Origin of the sequence: Pseudomonas sp. PDM15 (genome assembly GCF_014851565.1) — a bacterium.
GTDB lineage: Bacteria > Pseudomonadota > Gammaproteobacteria > Pseudomonadales > Pseudomonadaceae > Aquipseudomonas.
This window is the reverse complement of sequence record NZ_JACVAA010000001.1, coordinates 20,488-38,666: the sequence shown is the minus strand read 5'-3', so window position 1 is coordinate 38,666 and position 18,179 is coordinate 20,488. Positions and strand designations below refer to the sequence as shown.

The following is an 18,179-nucleotide window of genomic DNA, read 5'->3' as shown; positions in this document are numbered from 1 at the left end:
ACCCATGGACAAGACCTACCAGCCCCACGCCATCGAAACCGCCCTGTACGAGAACTGGGAGGCGAACAACTACTTCGCCCCGCAAGGTTCCGGCGAGCCCTACACCATCATGATCCCGCCGCCGAACGTCACCGGCAGCCTGCACATGGGCCATGGCTTCAACAATTCGATCATGGACTGCCTGATCCGCTTCCGCCGCATGCAGGGCCGCAACACCCTGTGGCAGCCGGGCACCGACCACGCGGGCATCGCCACGCAGATGGTGGTCGAGCGCCAGCTGGCCGCCGACGGCATCGGTCGCCACGACCTGGGCCGCGAGAAGTTCCTGGAGAAGGTCTGGGAGTGGAAGGAGCAGTCCGGCGGCACCATCACCCGGCAGATCCGTCGCCTGGGCTCCTCGGTGGACTGGTCGCGCGAGCGTTTCACCATGGACGAAGGCCTGTCCGAAGCCGTTAAAGAGGCCTTCGTGCGCCTGCACCAGGACGGCCTGATCTACCGCGGCAAGCGCCTGGTCAACTGGGACACCAAGTTCCACACCGCCATCTCCGACCTCGAAGTGGAAAACCACGACGAGAAGGGACACCTGTGGAACCTGCGCTACCCGCTGGCCGACGGCAACAAGACTGCCGACGGCAAGGATTACCTGATCGTCGCCACCACCCGCCCGGAAACCATGCTCGGCGACAGCGCCGTGGCCGTGCACCCGGAAGACGAGCGCTACAAGGCGCTGATCGGCACCTTCGTCGAGCTGCCGCTGGTGGGCCGCCGTATCCCGATCATCGCCGACGACTACTGCGACCCCGAGTTCGGCACCGGCTGCGTGAAGATCACCCCGGCCCACGACTTCAACGACTACGAAGTCGGCAAGCGCCACAATCTGCCGCTGCTCAACATATTCGACAAGAACGCCGCCGTACTGGCCAAGGCCCAGGTGTTCAACATCGACGGCAGCGTCAACGCCGAGATCGACGGCACTCTGCCGGCCGAATATGCCGGCCTCGACCGCTTCGTCGCCCGTAAGCAGATAGTCGCTGCGTTTGAAGCCGCCGGCCTGCTGGAGAAGATCGACGACCACGCTTTGAAAGTGCCGAAGGGCGACCGCTCCGGTACCGTCATCGAGCCCTGGCTGACCGACCAGTGGTACGTCTCCACCAAGCCGCTGGCCGAGAAAGCCATCGCCGTGGTCGAGAGCGGCGAGATCCAGTTCGTGCCCAAGCAGTACGAAAACATGTACTTCAGCTGGATGCGTGACATCCAGGACTGGTGCATCAGCCGCCAGCTGTGGTGGGGGCACCGCATCCCGGCCTGGTACGACGATGCCGGCAACGTCTACGTCGGCCGCGACGAGGCGGAAGTCCGCGCCAAGCACAACCTCGGCGACGCCAACCTGCGCCAGGACGAAGACGTGCTGGACACCTGGTTCAGCTCCGGCCTGTGGACCTTCTCCACCCTCGGCTGGCCGCAGCAGACCGACTTCCTCAAGACCTTCCACCCCACCGACGTGCTGGTCACCGGCTTCGACATCATCTTCTTCTGGGTCGCCCGGATGATCATGCTGTCCACCCACCTGACCGGGCAGATCCCGTTCAAGACCGTGTACGTGCACGGCCTGGTGCGCGATGGCCAGGGCCAGAAGATGTCCAAGTCCAAGGGCAACGTGCTCGACCCGCTGGACATCGTCGACGGCATCGAGCTGGACGCCCTGCTGGAGAAACGCACCAGCGGCATGATGCAGCCCAAGCTGGCCGAGAAAATCGCCAAGCAGACCCGCGCCGAGTTCCCCGAAGGCATCGCCGCCTACGGTACCGACGCCCTGCGCTTCACCAACCTGGCGCTGGCCTCCACCGGTCGTGACATCAAGTTCGACATGGGCCGCGTCGAGGGTTACCGCAACTTCTGCAACAAGCTGTGGAACGCCGCCAACTTCGTCATCGAGAACACCGATGGCCAGGACACCGGCATCAACGGCGAAGCAGTGGACCTGTCGCCGGTGGATCGCTGGATCATCTCCGCCCTGCAGCGCTGCGAGCAGGACGTGACCCGCCACCTCGACGCCTTCCGCTTCGACATGGCCGCCCAGGCCCTCTACGAGTTCATCTGGGACGAGTACTGCGCCTGGTACCTGGAGCTGGTCAAGCCGGTGCTGTGGGACGAGAACGCGCCAGTCGAGCGCCAGCGCGGCACCCGCCGTACCCTGGTGCGCGTGCTGGAAGTGATCCTGCGCCTGGCCCACCCGTTCATGCCCTTCATCACCGAAGAAATCTGGCAGCGCATCAAGGGCCAGGCCGGCATCACCGGCGAGACCATCATGCTGCAGGCCTGGCCGGTGGCTAACGAGAGCCGCATCGATGCTGCCGCCGAAGGCGACATCGAGTGGGTCAAACAACTGATGCTCGGCGTACGGCAGATCCGTGGCGAGATGAAGATCTCCATGGCCAAGCGCATCGATATCATCGTCGCCAACGCCGGGACCGAAGACCTGCGCCGCCTGGCCGACTTCGAGCCGCTGCTGAACAAGCTGGCCAAGCTGGAATCGGTCCGCGTGCTGGCCGCCGGTGAGGAAGCGCCGATGTCCGCCACCACCCTGGTCGGCGAGATGCAGGTGCTGGTGCCGATGGCCGGGCTGATCGATAAGGACGCCGAACTGGCGCGCCTGGACAAGGAAATCCAGCGCCTGCAAGGCGAAGTGCAGCGCGTCGGCGGCAAGCTGAGCAACGAAGGCTTCGTCGCCAAGGCGCCGGCCGAAGTGCTCGACAAGGAGCGCGCCAAGCTGGCCGAAGCCGAACAGGCGCTGGCCAAGCTGGTCGAGCAGCGCGAGAAGATCGCCAACCTGTAAGACGAAGAGGCCCGCACATGCGGGCCTTTTTCTGGCCAAGGAAAGCCGATGATCCAGTTACGTTTCGAATCGACCCTGCCAATCACGCCCGAGATCGCCTGGGGCTGGATCACCGAGGTCCACAGCCTGCGCCAGGAGATGCGGCCCTGGCTGTGGATGAGCATCCCCCTCGGCCTGCGTAACCTGCAGGACGTGCAGGTGCAGCCCGGCACGCCGCTGTTCACCAGCCAGCTGTGGCTGTTCGGCTTGCTGCCGCTGGGCACCTCGAAGCTGACCCTGCTGACGCTCAAGCCCGGCAAGGGTTTCGTCGAACAGTCACCGATGACCGGCATGCGCCTGTGGCGCCATGAACGCACCCTGCAGCCGCTGGACGGCGGCACCCGCGTGGTCGATCAGCTGACGGTCGACCCGCTGCTGCCAGACTTCATCGTGCGCGCCTTCCTGCAGCTGTTCTTCTCCAGCCGCCACCGCGTGCTGCGCCGCCGCGCCGCACGTCAGGCCCGCTGAGCCAAGGAGCAAACCCGTGGACGTGAGCAAGACCAAGACCAGCTTCTATCGCCGCCTGTACGTGGCCTGGCTGATCGACAGCGGCGGTGCCACCAGCGTGCCGGCCCTGATGGCCGCCACCGGCATGCCCCGGCGCACCGCCCAGGACACCCTGGCGGCCCTGGCCGAGCTGGATATCCTCTGCGACTTCGTCCAGCACGACGGCGAACGCAACAATGCCGGCCACTACCTGATCCGCGAGTGGGGGCCGATCGACCGTAGCTGGGTCGAGGCCAACCTGGCACAGATCAAGGCGCTGCTCGGCTACCCCTGAGCCATCCTGGCCGCCCTACCGCTTCAGCTCCTCAGCGCGCCGCCTGATCCGACCGGGGTACTAAACACGCATCCACGCTCTTAGGGTGGCCAGCGCTGCGCTGCCTTCCAGGCCTTACTCGCGCCCCTTGCAAAAACTTGTACAAATCAATTTATTTGTACAACCATGCATTCCAGTGTTTACTTGTACAACACATAGTCCTTGTACAAGTTTTCAATGGGAGGTGCGCATGGGTGATCGTCTCAAGCTCGGCATCAGCGCCTGCCTGCTCGGCGAGCGGGTGCGCTACAACGGCGGCCACAAGCGCTCCGCCTTGTGCACCGAGGTCCTGACTGAACACTTCGAACTGGTCCCGGTCTGCCCGGAAGTGGCAATCGGCCTGGGCACCCCGCGCCCGGCCATCCGCCTGGTTGGCGATGCCGATGCACCCCGCGCGCTGGTTCCCCAGGAACATGGTCGCGACCTGACCGCCGAGCTGCGCGACCAGGGCGCCCGCGTCGCCCGCGAGCTGGATGACATCAGTGGCTTCGTGCTGATGCACAAGTCGCCGTCCTGCGGTCTGCACCGGGTCAAGCTGTACCGTGACAACGGCCACCTGGCCGAGGCCACCACCCGCGGCGTGTTCGCCGCCAGCCTGCACCAGCAGCGCCCCGAGCTGCCGCTGGAAGACGAAGGCCGCCTGCACGACCCGGTGCTGCGCGAGAACTTCCTCAACCGGGTGTTCGTCTACGGCCGCTGGCAGCGCCTGCTCGCCGGCGGCTTGAGCCAACAGGGCCTGCTCGACTTCCATGCCCGCCACAAGTACCTGCTGATGGCGACCCACCCGCAGCAGCAGAAGGCCCTCGGCCGGCTGCTCAGCAACCTCTCGAACCAGGATCTGGTCGACCTGGCGCCGCGCTACTTCCGTCAGCTGATGGACGCGCTCAGCCGCCCGGCCACCCGCGGCACCCATAGCAATGTGCTGCAGCACCTCAGCGGTCATCTCAAGCAGCACCTCGGCGATGCCGAGCGCACCGAGCTGCAGCGGCTGATCGAGCAGTACCGCACCGGGGTGATACCGCTGGTGGTGCCGCTGACCCTGCTGCGCCACCACTTCAATCGTCATCCGGATGCCTACGTGGCCAACCAGGACTACCTGCAGCCGTACCCGGACGATCTCAGCCTGAGGAATGCGATTTGAGCGACACCCCCGTCGACTACCCCAGCGCCCTGGCCCTGGGTTACCTGCCGATCCGCGACGTGGCGCGCGCCACCGGGGTCAACCCGGTGACCCTGCGCGCCTGGGAGCGGCGCTACGGCCTGGTGGTGCCCTTCCGCACGCCCAAGGGGCATCGCCTGTATGCGCCCGAGCAGGTGCAGCGCATCCAGCAGGTGCTGACCTGGCTCAACCGCGGCGTCGCCGTCGGCCAGGTCAAGGAGCTGCTGGAGCAGAGCACACCGCCGGAAACCCTCAGCAACGGCGTGTGGGACGAACTGCGCCAGGCCATGCTCAACAGCGTGGCGCGCCAGGCCGAACGCAGCCTGGACGAGGCCTTCAACCGCGCCCAGTCGCTGTACCCGCCGCAGATCCTGTGCCGCCAGTTGCTCCTGCCGCTGCTGGCCGAGCTGGACCGGCGCTGGCGCGACCTGCCGTTCGGCGCCCAGCTGGAGCAAGTGTTCTTCCACTCCTGGCTGCGTAGCAAGCTCGGTGCGCGCCTGTACCACGACAACCGCCAGTACAACGGCGCGCCGCTGCTGCTGGCCAGCCAGTCCGGCCTGTACCTGGAGCCCGGCCTGTGGCTGTGCGCCTGGCTGATCAACAGCGCCGGCTGCCCGGTGCAGGTGCTGGACTGGGCGGTGCCGACCAGCGAACTGGTGCAGGCGGTGGACCATATCGCCCCGCGCGCCCTGCTGCTGTACTCCAGCCAGGCCCTGGCCGCACCGCTGCGCCACCAGCTGCCGCGCCTGCTCGAGGCCTGCGCCATCCCCGTGCTGCTGGCCGGCCCGGCCGCCACCATCCATGCCGAGGAGCTGCATGGCCTACATCTGGCCGCCGATCCGCTGCTGGCCGAGCAGCGCCTGCGCGAACTGGGCCTGCTGGAGGACGCGCCATGCGCCAGCTGATGTGGCTGCGCAGCGACCTGCGCGTAGCCGACAACAGCGCGCTGGCCGCCGCCATGGCCGCCGGCCCGACCCTGGCCGTGTACCTGATCAGCCCCGAGCAGTGGCGCGAGCATGACGACGCGCCGTGCAAGGTCGACTTCTGGCTGCGCAACCTGGCCGAGCTGCAGCCACGCCTGGCCGCGCTCAACGTGCCGTTGCTGATCCGCGTGGCGCCACGCTGGCGCGACGCTCCCGCCGTGCTGGCCGAGCTGTGCCGCGAACACGACATCGCTGGGGTGTGGGTCAACGAGGAATACGGCATCCACGAGCAGGTCCGCGACCAGGCGGTGGAGCGCGAGCTGCGTCGCCATGGCATGGCCTTCCACCACTGGCTGGACCAGCTGTTCTTCCGCCCCGGCAGCGTGCTGACCCAGTCCGGCGGCTACTTCCAGGTGTTCAGTCAGTTCCGTAAGGTCTGCTACCAGCGCCTGCACAGCGCCCTGCCGGCACTGGTGCCAATGCCTGCACCGCAGCAACCGCTGGAGATCGCCAGCGATGCCATTCCCGGCGCGATCGAAGGCTTCGCCACCCCGGAAGCCAGCCTGCGCGAGTACTGGCCGGCCGGCGAGGAAGCCGCACGTGAGCGCCTGGCCCTGTTCGCCGACGAGCTGCTGAGCGGGTACCAGCAGCGCCGCGACATCCCCGGCGTGGACGGCACCAGCCAGATGTCGCCCTACCTGGCCTGCGGCGCGATCTCGCCGCGCCAGTGCCTGCATGCCGCCCTGCGCAGCAACCAGGGCGAGTTCGAGACCGGCAACCCCGGCGCCGTCACCTGGATCAACGAGCTGCTCTGGCGCGAGTTCTACAAGCACATCCTGGTCGGCTATCCCCGCGTCTCCCGCCATCGCGCCTTCCGCACGGAGACCGAGGCACTGCGCTGGCGTCACGCCCCCGACGAGCTGGCCGCCTGGCAGCAGGGCCGCACCGGCATCCCGCTGGTCGACGCCGCCATGCGCCAGCTGCTGGCCACCGGCTGGATGCACAACCGCCTGCGCATGGTGGTGGCGATGTTCCTGACCAAGAACCTGCTGATCGACTGGCGCGAGGGCGAGCGCTGGTTCATGCGCCACCTGATCGACGGCGACCTGGCCGCCAACAACGGTGGCTGGCAGTGGAGCGCCTCCACCGGCACCGACGCGGCGCCCTACTTCCGCATCTTCAACCCGGTCAGCCAGTCGCAGAAGTTCGACCCGGACGGCCGCTTCATTCGCCGCTGGCTGCCGGAGCTGGCGGAGCTGGACAAGCACGACATCCACGATCCCTCCGCTCGTGGCGGGCTGTTCGGCGTACCCGGCTATCCGGCGCCGCTGGTCGATCTCGGCGCCTCCCGCGAGCGCGCCCTCAACGCGTTCCGCGACCTACCCAAGAAGGCGAGCGGCCATGAGTGACTTCCTGCGTAACTTCGCCCAGCGCTTCGCCGCCCTGGATGCCGGTAATCTGCAGCGGCTCGGCGAGCTGTACAGCGACGACATCCTGTTCCGCGACCCGCTGCACGAGGTACGTGGCCTGCCCGCGCTGCGGGCCTACTTCGCCGAGCTGTACGCCAACGTGCAGGAATTGCACTTCGAGTTCCACGGCTTCGACCAGGTCGCCGACGGCGAGGGTTACCTGCGCTGGACCATGACCTTCCGTCACCCGCGCCTGCGCGGCGGCGTACCGATCGCCGTGGAGGGCTGCTCGCACCTGCTGTGGTGGGACAAGGTCTACCAGCACCGCGACTATTTCGACGCCGGCGCGCTGCTCTATGAGCACTTGCCGCTCATGGGCGGGGTCATCGCCTGGCTCAAGCGGAGGCTGGCATGAGCCGGCGCATCTGGCTCACCGGTGCCAGCAGCGGCATCGGCGCGGCGCTGGCCGAACTGCTGCTGCAGCGCGGCGAACGCCTGGCCCTGAGCGCCCGCAACGCCGAGGCACTCGGAGCGATCGCCCAGCGTTACCCGCAGCAGGTGCTGCTGGTGCCCGGTGACCTCGGCGACGCCAACCAGGTACGCCTGATCGGCGAACGCATCGCCCAGCGCTGGGGCGCCCTGGACCAGGTGATACTCAACGCCGGTACTTGCGAGTACATCGACGCCCAGCATTTCGAGGCCGCCCTGGTCGAGCGGGTGGTGCGCGGCAACCTGCTGTCCGCCGCCTACTGCATCGAGGCCGCCCTGCCGCTGCTGCGCCTGGGCCAGGCTCCGCACCTGGTGCTGATGGGCAGCTCGGTGACGCACCTGGCCCTGCCGCGTGCCGGGGCCTATGGCGCGTCCAAGGCCGCGCTGCGCTACCTGGCCGAATCCCTGCGCCTGGACCTGCCGGAGATCGACATCACCCTGGTCAGTCCCGGCTTCGTCGATACGCCGCTGACCCGCCGCAACGACTTCCCCATGCCCATGTTGTGGCCGGTCGAGCGCGCCGCTCGGCATATCGCCGCGCGCCTCGAGCGGCGCCCGCTGGAGCTCGCCTTCCCCGGCCTGTTCATCGGCGTCCTGCGCCTGCTCGCCCACCTACCCGCCCGCCTGCGCCTGGCCCTCGGCCGTCGCCTCGCCCGCAAGGAATCCGTATGAAAGTTGCCATCGTCGGCGGTGGTATTTCCGGCCTCACCTGCGCCTACCTGCTGCAGCGCCAGCACGAGGTCACCGTGTTCGAGGCGGGCGACTGGATCGGCGGCCATACCCATACGGTCGACGTGCAGGTGGAGGGGCGCAGCTACGCCATCGACACCGGCTTCATCGTGTTCAACGACTGGACCTACCCCAACTTCATCCGCCTCATGGACAAGCTGGGGGTTGCCTCGCAACCTACCGAGATGAGCTTCTCGGTGCACGACCCGGTGAGCGGCGACGAATACAACGGCAACAACCTCAACAGCCTCTTCGCCCGCCGCCGCAACCTGCTCAGCCCGCCGTTCTGGGGCATGTTGCGCGACATCCTGCGCTTCAATCGCGAAGCCCTGGCCGACCTGGCCGCGAGCCGCATCGCCGGCGACACCACGCTGGGTGAGTACCTGCGGCAGCGCGGTTACGGCCAGCGCTTCATCCAGCACTACATCGTGCCGATGGGCGCGGCCATCTGGTCCATGTCACTGCAGGACATGCTCGGCTTTCCCCTGCAGTTCTTCGTGCGCTTCTGCAAGAACCACGGCCTGCTGTCGGTCAGCCAACGGCCCCAATGGCGGGTCATCCAAGGCGGCTCGCGCAGCTACGTGGAACCACTGACTAGCGGCTTCGCCGAGCACATCCGCCTGAACTGCCCGGTGCAGCGCGTGCAGCGCGACGCCGAGGGCGTCACCGTGCACAGCCCGGCGGGGGTGGAACGCTTCGACCGCATCGTGTTCGCCTGCCACAGCGACCAGGCCCTGGACCTGCTGGCCTCGCCGACCCTGGCCGAGCGCGCCATCCTCGGCGCACTGCGCTACGCCGACAACGAGGTGGTGCTGCACACCGACACCCGCCTGTTGCCACGCCGCCAGCTGGCCTGGGCCAGCTGGAACTACCGCCTGGGCGGCCCCGCCGAACAGCCGGCGGCGGTGACCTACAACATGAACATCCTGCAGGGCATCGAGGCGCCGCGGACCTTCTGCGTCAGCCTCAACCAGACCGCCGCCATCGACCCGGCGCAGATCCTCGGGCGCTACCGCTACGCCCATCCGCAATACAGCCTGGCCGGCCTGCGCGCCCAGGAACGCTGGCGCGAACTGCACGGCGTGCACCACAGCTACTTCTGCGGTGCCTACTGGGCCAACGGTTTCCATGAAGACGGCGTCGCCAGCGCGTTGCGCGTGGCCGAAGCCTTCGGTGAGCACCTGTGAACAGCGCGCTCTACCAGGGCTGGGTCAGCCACCGCCGGCACCTGCCGCGCGGCCATGGCTTCCGCTATCGCATGGGCATGCTCTACCTGGACCTGGCTGAGCAAGACGAAGTGCTCGCGCTCTCGCCCCTGGCCGGCCGCTCGCGCTGGGCGCCCTTTGCGTTTCGCGAGAGTGATTACCTGCCGCACCTCACCGGCACCGGCCTGGCGCTGCAGCAGGCGGTTCGCCAATGCGTCGCACAGGCCCTGGGCCATGCGCCGCAGGGCCGCATCTGCCTGCTGACCCAGCCGCGCAGCTGGGGCCTGGCCTTCAACCCGGCCAGCTTCTTCTACTGCTTCGAGGCGGACGGCCGCCTGGCGGCGATCCTCTGCGAAGTGAGCAACACGCCCTGGCGCCAGCGCTATCACTACGTGCTGCCGGCACATGCCGAGGGCGAGTCGCGGCAACGGGTGGCCAAGGCCTTCCATGTCTCGCCCTTCCTGCCCCGCGATGTGGAATACCGCATGCGCTTCGCCCCGCCCGGCGAGCACCTGCGCATCCACATGGAGGACTGGCAAGGCGCGGACCGACTGTTCGAGGCCGGCCTCGGCCTGGGCCGCATCGAGCTGAGCCGCGCCAGCCTGCACCGCCACCTGCTGAGTTTTCCCTGGATGACGGCCAAGACCCTGCTGGCCATCTATTGGCAGGCCCTGCGCCTGCTGCTCAAGCGCATGCCGCTGTTCGACCACCGCGCCGCAGATGACGAGCGCCCCACCGCCTTACTGGAGCCCCGCCATGAAAAGTCCTGACCTGATATCCGCCAAGAGCAGCGTACGCAGCGGCAACGGCCTGGGCGCCGGGCTGCTGCGCCGCCTGGTACTGCGCCAGCTCGGCCAGCTGCGCCACGGCCGGCTCAGCGTGCTGGAGAATGGCGAACGCCTGGAGTTCGGCCGGGACGGCGCCAGCCTGCACGCGGAGATCGAGGTGCTCGATCCGGCGCTGTGGGCGCTGGTGGCCGGCAATGGCTCGATCGGCTCGGGCGAGGCCTATATCCACGGCTACTGGAGCAGCCCGGACCTGACCGCGGTGATCCGCCTGTTCGTCGCCAACCTCGATGTGCTGGACGGCATGGAGCGTGGCCTGGCGCTGCTCTTCGGCCGCCCGCTGATGCAGGGTTTGCACTGGCTGAATCGCAACACCCGCGCGGGCTCGCGCCGCAATATCGCCGCCCACTACGACCTCGGCAATCAGCTGTTCGAGCAGATGCTCGACCCGACCATGATGTACTCCGCGGCCATGTTCGAGGCTGCCGACGACAGCCTGGAACAGGCCCAGCTGAACAAGCTCGAGCGCATCTGCCAGAAGCTCGCCCTGCGCCCCGAGGACCATCTGCTGGAGATCGGAACCGGCTGGGGCAGCATGGCCATCTACGCCGCCACCCACTACGGCTGCCGGGTGACCACCACCACCCTGTCGCGCGAACAGTACGACTACACCCGCCAGCGCATCGAGGAACAGGGGCTGCAGCAGCGCGTCACCCTGCTGCTGGAGGACTATCGCGACCTCGAGGGTCAGTACGACAAGCTGGTGTCCATCGAGATGGTCGAGGCCGTCGGCCATCGTTACCTGCCCGACTATTTCCGCCAGTGCAGCCGCCTGCTCAAGGCCGACGGGCTGATGCTGCTGCAGAGCATCACCATCCGTGACCAGCGCTACGAGCAGGCGTGCCGCTCGGTGGACTTCATCCAGCGCTACATCTTCCCCGGCGGCGCCCTGCCCTCGGTGCACAAGCTGTTGCAGGTGGTGACAGAGGAAACGGACATGAACCTGCACCACATGGAGGACTTCGGCCTGCACTACGCGCGCACCCTGCGCCTGTGGCACGACAACCTGCGCCGCGCCCGCCACCAGCTGGAGCAGCTGGGCTACGACGAATACTTCTACCGGCTGTGGGAGTTCTACCTGTGCTACTGCGAGGGCGGCTTCCTCGAACGCAGCATCGGCACCGCCCAGCTGCTGCTGGCCAAGGAAGCCGCGCGCCCGGCGCCGCTGCTCGGCCGCTTCAGCGCCTGAGCCTCTCCCCTCACCCCTTGGGAGAGGGGCTGGAGTGAGGACCCTCTAGACCACTCGAACTTTCGGCCCAATTGCATGCGTCCAACCCACTCGCTGCTGCTCAACGCCCTGCTGTTCCAGCTCGGCTGGCTGGCCTGCGTGTTCGGTGCCCAGCAGCCCTGGCTACTGTCGCTCGCCGCGCTCTGCCTGGCCGTGCATCTGCGCCTGCTGGCTCACCCCGGCGAGTGGCGCGGACTGCTCGCCGTCACGCTGTTCGGCTGCGCCCTGGACAGCGTCCTGCTCAACCTCGGCGTGTTCGACTTCGCCGGCGAAAGCCTCCTGCTGCCCGCCTGGCTGGCTTTGCTCTGGGCGCTGTTTGCCAGCACCCTCAGGCACAGCCTGGCTTGGACCGCTCGCCCCTGGTGGCTGGGTAGTCTGCTCGGCGCCCTGGGCGCGCCGCTGTCCTATCTCGGCGGCGCACGGCTGGCCGGCGTCGAGCTGCCGCTGGGGCTGTGGCCGACGCTGCTCCTGCTCGGCGCGATCTGGGCCGGGGTGATGCCGCTGGCGCACCGGATGATGGGCAGACCGAGCCCGACCTGAGGCACGCCGGTCGGTCAGGCGAGCCACCCACGGCGACCTGCCGTACACTGCGCGCCATGAGTACCATCCCCCATCTCCAGCTTCCCGCCGCCGACATCAGCTGCAGCAACTGCGCCGCCTGCTGCTGCCAGCTGGAAGTGATGCTGATCACCGACACCGGCGTGCCGCAGCGCTTCATCGCCACCGATGACTGGGGTGGCGAAGTGATGCGCCGTTTGGACGATGGCTGGTGCGCGGCGCTGGACCGCGACAGCATGCGCTGCACCATCTACGAGGTGCGCCCGCTGATCTGCCGCGAGTTCGAGATGGGCTCGCCGGAATGCCGTGACGAGCGCGGCGGCATGAACGGCATCTACCGCTAGCGAACGGGCATGAAAAAGCCGGGCACCAGGCCCGGCTTTTTTGCGCCCAGCACTTAGAAGCTGGTGCGGTAATGCAGGGTATACGCCTCGACACCGTCATTGGGCTGCTTGATGCCGGCGTTGGAGTAGTGGATCGCACGGATACCGACTTCCTGGCCGGAGAAGCGCAGGCCGAGGCCGATGCGGTCTTCGAACTGGAAGGAGGAGCCCAGGTCGTTGTCTTCCAGCTCGGTATTGGCGAAGGCCGCGACACCGATACCGGCCTCGACGTAAGGCTTCACCGTCTCGCCGGCGAATTCGTAAACGAATACCGGAGCGAAGGACAGGCTGTGGTTGCTGGAGGTTTCGTCACCTTCCCAGAAGGTATAGCCGGCGTCCCAGTAGCCGGTCAGGCGACCGACATTGCTCTGCCACCAGCTTTTATCCCAGTCCCACTGGGCGCCCAGGCGATAGACCATGGTGGAGTCGCCGCTCTGGCCGATGGCGGCGGTGAAGTCGACGGCCTGGGCGGTCAGGCTGCTCAGACCGAGGGCTGCTGCTGCGGCCAGGGAAAGTATCTTCTTCATACACAACATCCTGTAGCGATGGAGGTGGGAGTTTTTTATCGTCTCGCAGTATAGGAAAAATTCTTATTAGAGAAAGGTATAACCCCGCTCAAAAAGCATTCATCCCTATCACACAGGGAGCGCCTCTACCGCTGCGAGTTCCAACAATAATTTCGGCATCACCGACTGCATCGCCACGGCGTCGCCACTGCTCCACAGGCGGATGCCCTGGGCCGGCCCTGTGGCGCGCAGGCCGCGCTGGTCGAGCAGCGATTGCAGGTGGCGCGCCACCGCCGCACCGGTGTCCACCAGGCTGATCGATTCCGGCACCAGCTCACGCAGCAGCGGCTTGATAAAGGGATAGTGGGTGCAGCCGAGAATCAGCGTGTCGCAGCCCTCGGCCAGCAGCGGTTCGACCCAGCCACGCAGCAGCTCGCGAGTGCGCGGGGCATCCAGTTCGCCGGCCTCGATCTGCTCGACCAGCCCCGGGCAGGGCTGGGTGATCACCCGCACGTCGCTGGCGAAGCGATCGAGCAGCGCGGCGAACTTCGCGCTCTTCAGGGTGCCGGTGGTGGCCAGCACGCCGACCACCCCGCTGCGGGTGGCGGCAGCCGCCGGCTTCACCGCCGGCTCCATGCCGACGATGGGCAACTCCGGATAGCGCTCACGCAGGTCGGCCACCGCGGCGGCAGTCGCCGTATTGCAGGCCAGCACCAGCGCCTTGGCACCCTGCCCCAGGAGGAACTCGGCGATCTTCTGGCTGCGCTCGCGAATGAATTCCGGGGTCTTCTCGCCGTAGGGCACATGACCGCTGTCGGCCACATACAACAGCGACTCGTCAGGCAGGCGTGCGCGGATCTCGCGCAGCACTGAGAGGCCGCCGACGCCGGAGTCGAACACACCGATGGGCGCCTGGCTCATGCGCGCGCTCCACAGACCAAGCACTCGGGATCGCGCTTGACTCGCAGCTCACGGAAGCGCGAACCGAGGGCGTCGATCAGCAGCAGACGCCCCACCAGCGGTTCGCCGAAACCGACCAGCAGCTTGAGTGCCTCCAGCGCCTGCAGGCTGCCCACCAGGCCCACCAACGGGCCGACCACGCCGGCCTCGCTGCAGGTCAGTTCGGCCTCGCTGCCATGGCCGTACAGGCAGTGGTAGCAGGGGCTGGCCGCCTCGCGTGGGTCGAACACCGCGAGCTGGCCCTCCAGGCGAATCGCCGCGCCGGACACCAGCGGCTTGCCGGCGGCCACGCAGGCGGCGTTGACGGCCTCGCGGGTGGTGAAGTTGTCGGAGCAGTCCAGCACCAGGTCCACCGCTGCCACGGCGGCGGCCAGGGAATCCTCGTCCAGCGCCGCGCGATGCGGCACCAGCCTGATCTGCGCATTGATGGCGGCCAGACGAGTCATGGCCGAGTCGACCTTGGTCACGCCGACCTGTGTGCTGTCGTGAATGATCTGCCGCTGCAGATTGGTCAGGTCGACCGTATCGAAATCGGCCAGGTGCAACTCGCCAATACCGGCGGCGGCCAGGTACAGAGCCACCGGTGAGCCGAGGCCACCGAGGCCGATGATCAGTACACGGCTCTGTTTCAGCTTGAGCTGCCCGGCCACGTCGATCTGCGGCAGCAATATCTGCCGGCTGTAGCGCAGCAGCTCGTCGTCGGTGAGTTCCAGGCTCATGCTGTCCACTGCCCCAGGGAAATACGTTCGTGGCCGCCGAGATCGCGGCGGCTTTCCACGGCAGCGAAGCCTGCCGCACTCAGCAGCCCGCGCACCGCCTCGGCCTGATCGTAGCCGTGCTCCAGCAGCAACCAGCCACCGGCTTCGAGATGCCGCGGCGCCTGGTCGATGATCTGGCGAATATCGTCCAGGCCGTCGGCGCCGGCCACTAGTGCGCTCATCGGTTCGAAGCGCACATCGCCCTCGTCCAGATGGCGGTCCGCCGTCGCAATGTAAGGTGGATTGCTGACGATCAGGTCGAAGCGTTCGCCGGCCAGGGCGTCGAACCAGCTGCTCAGGCGGAAGCCGGCATTGGTCAATTTGAGCCGCTGGCGATTGCGCTCAGCCAGCTCTACGGCCTCGGCGATACGGTCCACCCCGGTCACTCTCCAGCCGCCGCGTTCGCTGGCCAGGGCCAGTGCGATGGCGCCAGTGCCGGTGCCCAGGTCGAGCACGCGCCGCGGCGCGGCCGGTGCCAGCTGCAGGGCAGTCTCCACCAGCAGCTCGGTATCGGGGCGGGGAATCAGGGTGTGCGGCGCGACTTCCAGATCCAGGCTCCAGAAGCCCTGGTGGCCGAGGATATAGGCCACCGGCTCGCCCGCGCGGCGGCGTTCGAGCATGGTGGCAAAGGCACTCAGCTGCTCGGCGCCCGGCTCATGCTCGGGCCAGGTGCGCAGGTAGCTGCGCGGCTTGCCCAGAGCAGCGGCCAGCAACAGCTCGGCATCCAGCCGCGCCGTCGGCGAGTCCGGCAGCGTCGCGCTATCGAGCAGGGATTGGATGGAGGCCATGCACGAGGTCCTATGCCTGTGGCTCCCTCTCCCCTTGGGAGAGGGCTGGGGTAAGGGAGTTGCAGGCCACTCGGAGCAACCTGAAAGCCCCTCACCCCCACCCCCTCTCCCGGCGGGAGAGAGGTGAAATCAATCGCCCAGGGCCGCCAGCTGGTCGGCCTGGTATTCCTGCAGCAGCGGCTCGATAACCTGCTCCACCGCGCCGCCGATCACTTCGTTCAGCGAGTACAGGGTCAGGTTGATGCGGTGATCGGTGACGCGGCCCTGGGGGAAGTTATAGGTGCGGATGCGCTCGGAGCGATCGCCGGAGCCTACCAGCAGCTTGCGCGTGTCGGAGATCTCCTTGTGCGCGGCGGCGTCCTGCTGGTCCTGCAGCTTGGCCGCCAGCCAGGCCATGGCCTTGGCGCGGTTCTTGTGCTGCGAGCGCTCTTCCTGACACTCGACCACCATGCCGGACGGAATATGGGTGATGCGGATAGCCGAGTCGGTCTTGTTCACGTGCTGGCCGCCGGCACCGGAGGCGCGGTAGGTGTCCACGCGCAGGTCGGCCGGGTTGATCTCGATGGCCATCTGCTCGTCCGGCTCCGGCAGCACGGCAACGGTGCAGGCCGAGGTGTGGATGCGGCCCTGGGACTCGGTTTCCGGCACGCGCTGCACGCGGTGGGCGCCGGACTCGAACTTGAGCTTGGCGTAGACGTTGTCGCCTTCCACGCGGCTGATGACTTCTTTATAGCCACCGTGCTCGCCGATGCTCTCGGAGAGGATCTCGACCCGCCAGCCCTGGCGCTCGGCGTAGCGCGAGTACATGCGGAACAGGTCGCCGGAGAAGATCGCCGCCTCGTCGCCGCCGGTGCCGGCGCGGATTTCCAAGAACACGTTGCGGCCGTCGTTTGGGTCCTTGGGCAGCAGCATGCGCTGCAGGCGATCTTCCAGCTCGACCAGCGCCTCCTTCGCCTGGGCCACTTCCTCCTCGGCCATCTCGCGCATTTCCGGATCGCCGTCCTTGAGCAGCGCCTGGGCGCCCTCCAGGTCGTCCTGGGTCTTGCGCAGTTCGCGGTAGGCGGCGGTCACCGGCTCGACCTCGGCGTACTCCTTGGAGTAGGCGCGGAAGCGCGTCTGGTCGCTGATCACCTCGGCGTCGCCGAGCAGCGCGGTGAGCTCCTCGAAGCGGTCGTGGAGGATGTCGAGTTTCTTCAGCAGGGAGGCTTTCATGTCTTGCTCGGGCCCTCTTCGAGGGCAAACAGTTCCTGGGCCACGGCCAGCGCTTCGAAGCGGCCATCGGCGGAGATTTTCTTCAGCTGCACGCTGGGTGCGTGCAGCAGCTTGTTGGTCAGGCCGCGGGCCAGCTGGGCCAGAGCCTCTTCGGCGCTGCCGCCGTTGGCGAGCAGACGCTGGGCCTTGCTCAGCTCCTCGTCGCGCAGGCGTTCGGCCTGTTGGCGATAGGCCTTGAGCACGTCCACCGCGGCCAACTCACGTAGGCGCTGCATGAATTCATCGGCACCGCAGGACACCAGCTCTTCGGCGGCCTGGGCGGCGCCCTGGCGGCTCTTGAGGTTTTCCTCGATGACTTCGTGCAGGTCGTCGACGGTATAGAGATAGACGTCGTCCAGCTCGCCCACTTCCGGCTCGATATCGCGCGGCACGGCGATGTCGACCATGAAGATCGGCTTGTGCTTGCGCTGCTTCAGCGCGCGCTCCACGGCACCCTTGCCGAGGATCGGCAGCTGGCTGGCGGTGGAGCTGATAACGATGTCGCTGTTGGCCAGCTCCTGGGGAATGTCCGCCAGCAGCACGGCGTGCGCGCCGAACTGCTCGGCCAACTGACTGGCGCGCTCCAGAGTACGGTTGGCGACCACGATGCGCTTCACGCCCTGGTCATGCAGATGGCGGGCGACCAGGCTGATGGTCTCGCCGGCGCCGATCAGCAGGGCCTGGCTGCGGTGCAGGTCGGCGAAGATCTGCTTGGCCAGGCTGACGGCGGCGAAGGCCACCGACACCGGGTTCTCGCCGATGGCGGTGTCGGTGCGCACGGTCTTGGCGGTGCTGAACGTGGCCTGGAACAGGCGACCGAGCAGCGGGCCGACGGTGCCGGCCTCGCGCGCCACGGCGTAGGCGGATTTCATCTGGCCGAGAATCTGCGGTTCGCCGAGGACCATGGAGTCCAGCCCCGAGGCCACACGCATCATGTGCCGCACCGCGTCGTTGTCGTGGTGCACATAGGCGCAGGCGCGCAGCTCGTCGAGGCTCAGGCGGTGGTAGTCGGCCAGCCAGCGCAGCACCTCGTCGGCGGACAGCTGGTCCTGCTCCAGGTACAGCTCGCTGCGGTTGCAGGTGGAGAGGATCGCCGCCTCGCGGCTCGGTGTGACGCGACACAGCTGCTGCAACGCCTCGACCAGCTGCTCGGGGGTGAAGGCCACGCGTTCGCGGACGTCCACCGAGGCGGTCTTGTGGTTGATGCCGAGGGCGAGGAAGGCCATGCAGGGTCGCTAAGGGAATTCTGGATAGCGGGCGATTGTCCTACGTCGCCCATGGGAGAACAACTGG

At 67.4% G+C, this 18,179-nt stretch carries 19 protein-coding genes; 13 read left to right on the top strand and 6 right to left on the bottom strand.

Annotation, left to right across the window (positions count from 1 at the left end):
* The first annotated feature begins 4 nt into the window (after window positions 1-4).
* From IB232_RS00215 to IB232_RS00155, 13 genes are all read left to right on the top strand, one after another.
* Window positions 5-2,836, top strand: a complete 2,832-nt coding sequence (locus tag IB232_RS00215; RefSeq protein WP_192396564.1) for a valine--tRNA ligase — start codon at window positions 5-7, stop codon at window positions 2,834-2,836.
* A 48-nt stretch (window positions 2,837-2,884) separates the two neighbouring features.
* Window positions 2,885-3,343: a hypothetical protein gene (locus IB232_RS00210; RefSeq protein WP_192396563.1), complete on the top strand. Its 459-nt coding sequence runs from the start codon at window positions 2,885-2,887 to the stop codon at window positions 3,341-3,343.
* Window positions 3,344-3,359: 16 nt separating this feature from the next.
* Window positions 3,360-3,656, top strand: a complete 297-nt coding sequence (locus tag IB232_RS00205; RefSeq protein ID WP_192396562.1) for a winged helix-turn-helix domain-containing protein — start codon at window positions 3,360-3,362, stop codon at window positions 3,654-3,656.
* Window positions 3,657-3,885: 229 nt separating this feature from the next.
* Window positions 3,886-4,836 carry a YbgA family protein gene (locus IB232_RS00200; RefSeq protein ID WP_192396561.1) on the top strand — a complete coding sequence of 317 codons (951 nt, stop codon included), beginning with the start codon at window positions 3,886-3,888 and terminating at the stop codon, window positions 4,834-4,836.
* A complete protein-coding gene (locus IB232_RS00195) occupies window positions 4,833-5,759 on the top strand; it encodes a MerR family transcriptional regulator (RefSeq protein WP_192396560.1) in 927 nt (308 codons plus the stop codon). The genes IB232_RS00200 and IB232_RS00195 overlap by 4 nt, the downstream gene beginning before the upstream one ends.
* Entirely contained in the window at window positions 5,747-7,186 is a 1,440-nt protein-coding gene (gene phrB / locus IB232_RS00190; RefSeq protein ID WP_192396559.1) for a deoxyribodipyrimidine photo-lyase, read from the top strand. Before IB232_RS00195 ends, phrB begins: the two co-directional genes overlap by 13 nt.
* A complete protein-coding gene (locus tag IB232_RS00185; RefSeq protein ID WP_192396558.1) occupies window positions 7,179-7,601 on the top strand; it encodes a nuclear transport factor 2 family protein in 423 nt (140 codons plus the stop codon). The genes phrB and IB232_RS00185 overlap by 8 nt, the downstream gene beginning before the upstream one ends.
* On the top strand, window positions 7,598-8,347 hold the full coding sequence (locus IB232_RS00180; protein ID WP_192396557.1) for an SDR family NAD(P)-dependent oxidoreductase: 750 nt from the start codon (window positions 7,598-7,600) through the stop codon (window positions 8,345-8,347). Before IB232_RS00185 ends, IB232_RS00180 begins: the two co-directional genes overlap by 4 nt.
* Complete coding sequence (locus IB232_RS00175) at window positions 8,344-9,591, top strand: NAD(P)/FAD-dependent oxidoreductase (protein WP_192396556.1); 1,248 nt, start codon at window positions 8,344-8,346, stop codon at window positions 9,589-9,591. The genes IB232_RS00180 and IB232_RS00175 overlap by 4 nt, the downstream gene beginning before the upstream one ends.
* A complete protein-coding gene (locus IB232_RS00170) occupies window positions 9,588-10,379 on the top strand; it encodes a DUF1365 domain-containing protein (protein ID WP_192396555.1) in 792 nt (263 codons plus the stop codon). The genes IB232_RS00175 and IB232_RS00170 overlap by 4 nt, the downstream gene beginning before the upstream one ends.
* Window positions 10,366-11,643, top strand: a complete 1,278-nt coding sequence (locus IB232_RS00165; protein ID WP_192396554.1) for an SAM-dependent methyltransferase — start codon at window positions 10,366-10,368, stop codon at window positions 11,641-11,643. Before IB232_RS00170 ends, IB232_RS00165 begins: the two co-directional genes overlap by 14 nt.
* Window positions 11,644-11,718: 75 nt before the next feature.
* Window positions 11,719-12,222, top strand: coding sequence for a DUF2878 domain-containing protein (locus IB232_RS00160; RefSeq protein WP_192396553.1), 504 nt, complete (start codon window positions 11,719-11,721; stop codon window positions 12,220-12,222).
* Window positions 12,223-12,278: 56 nt separating this feature from the next.
* Window positions 12,279-12,584: a YkgJ family cysteine cluster protein gene (locus tag IB232_RS00155; RefSeq protein ID WP_192396552.1), complete on the top strand. Its 306-nt coding sequence runs from the start codon at window positions 12,279-12,281 to the stop codon at window positions 12,582-12,584.
* Window positions 12,585-12,637: 53 nt separating this feature from the next.
* Here IB232_RS00155 and IB232_RS00150 read toward each other — a convergent pair whose 3' ends face one another.
* From IB232_RS00150 to hemA, 6 genes are all read right to left on the bottom strand, one after another.
* Window positions 12,638-13,150 (bottom strand): acyloxyacyl hydrolase, encoded by a 513-nt coding sequence (locus tag IB232_RS00150; protein WP_192396551.1) that lies wholly within the window; start codon window positions 13,148-13,150, stop codon window positions 12,638-12,640.
* A gap of 108 nt (window positions 13,151-13,258) precedes the next feature.
* The gene (gene murI, locus IB232_RS00145) at window positions 13,259-14,050 is read right to left on the bottom strand and encodes a glutamate racemase (protein WP_192396550.1); all 792 of its coding nucleotides are present in this window, start codon (window positions 14,048-14,050) and stop codon (window positions 13,259-13,261) included.
* Complete coding sequence (locus IB232_RS00140; protein WP_192396549.1) at window positions 14,047-14,808, bottom strand: molybdopterin-synthase adenylyltransferase MoeB; 762 nt, start codon at window positions 14,806-14,808, stop codon at window positions 14,047-14,049. The genes murI and IB232_RS00140 overlap by 4 nt, the downstream gene beginning before the upstream one ends.
* A complete protein-coding gene (prmC, locus tag IB232_RS00135) occupies window positions 14,805-15,635 on the bottom strand; it encodes a peptide chain release factor N(5)-glutamine methyltransferase (protein ID WP_192396548.1) in 831 nt (276 codons plus the stop codon). The genes IB232_RS00140 and prmC overlap by 4 nt, the downstream gene beginning before the upstream one ends.
* Before the next feature lie 129 nt (window positions 15,636-15,764).
* Complete coding sequence (gene prfA, locus IB232_RS00130) at window positions 15,765-16,847, bottom strand: peptide chain release factor 1 (RefSeq protein ID WP_192396547.1); 1,083 nt, start codon at window positions 16,845-16,847, stop codon at window positions 15,765-15,767.
* Window positions 16,844-18,112 carry a glutamyl-tRNA reductase gene (gene hemA, locus IB232_RS00125; protein WP_192396546.1) on the bottom strand — a complete coding sequence of 423 codons (1,269 nt, stop codon included), beginning with the start codon at window positions 18,110-18,112 and terminating at the stop codon, window positions 16,844-16,846. Before hemA ends, prfA begins: the two co-directional genes overlap by 4 nt.
* Window positions 18,113-18,179: the final 67 nt, after the last annotated feature.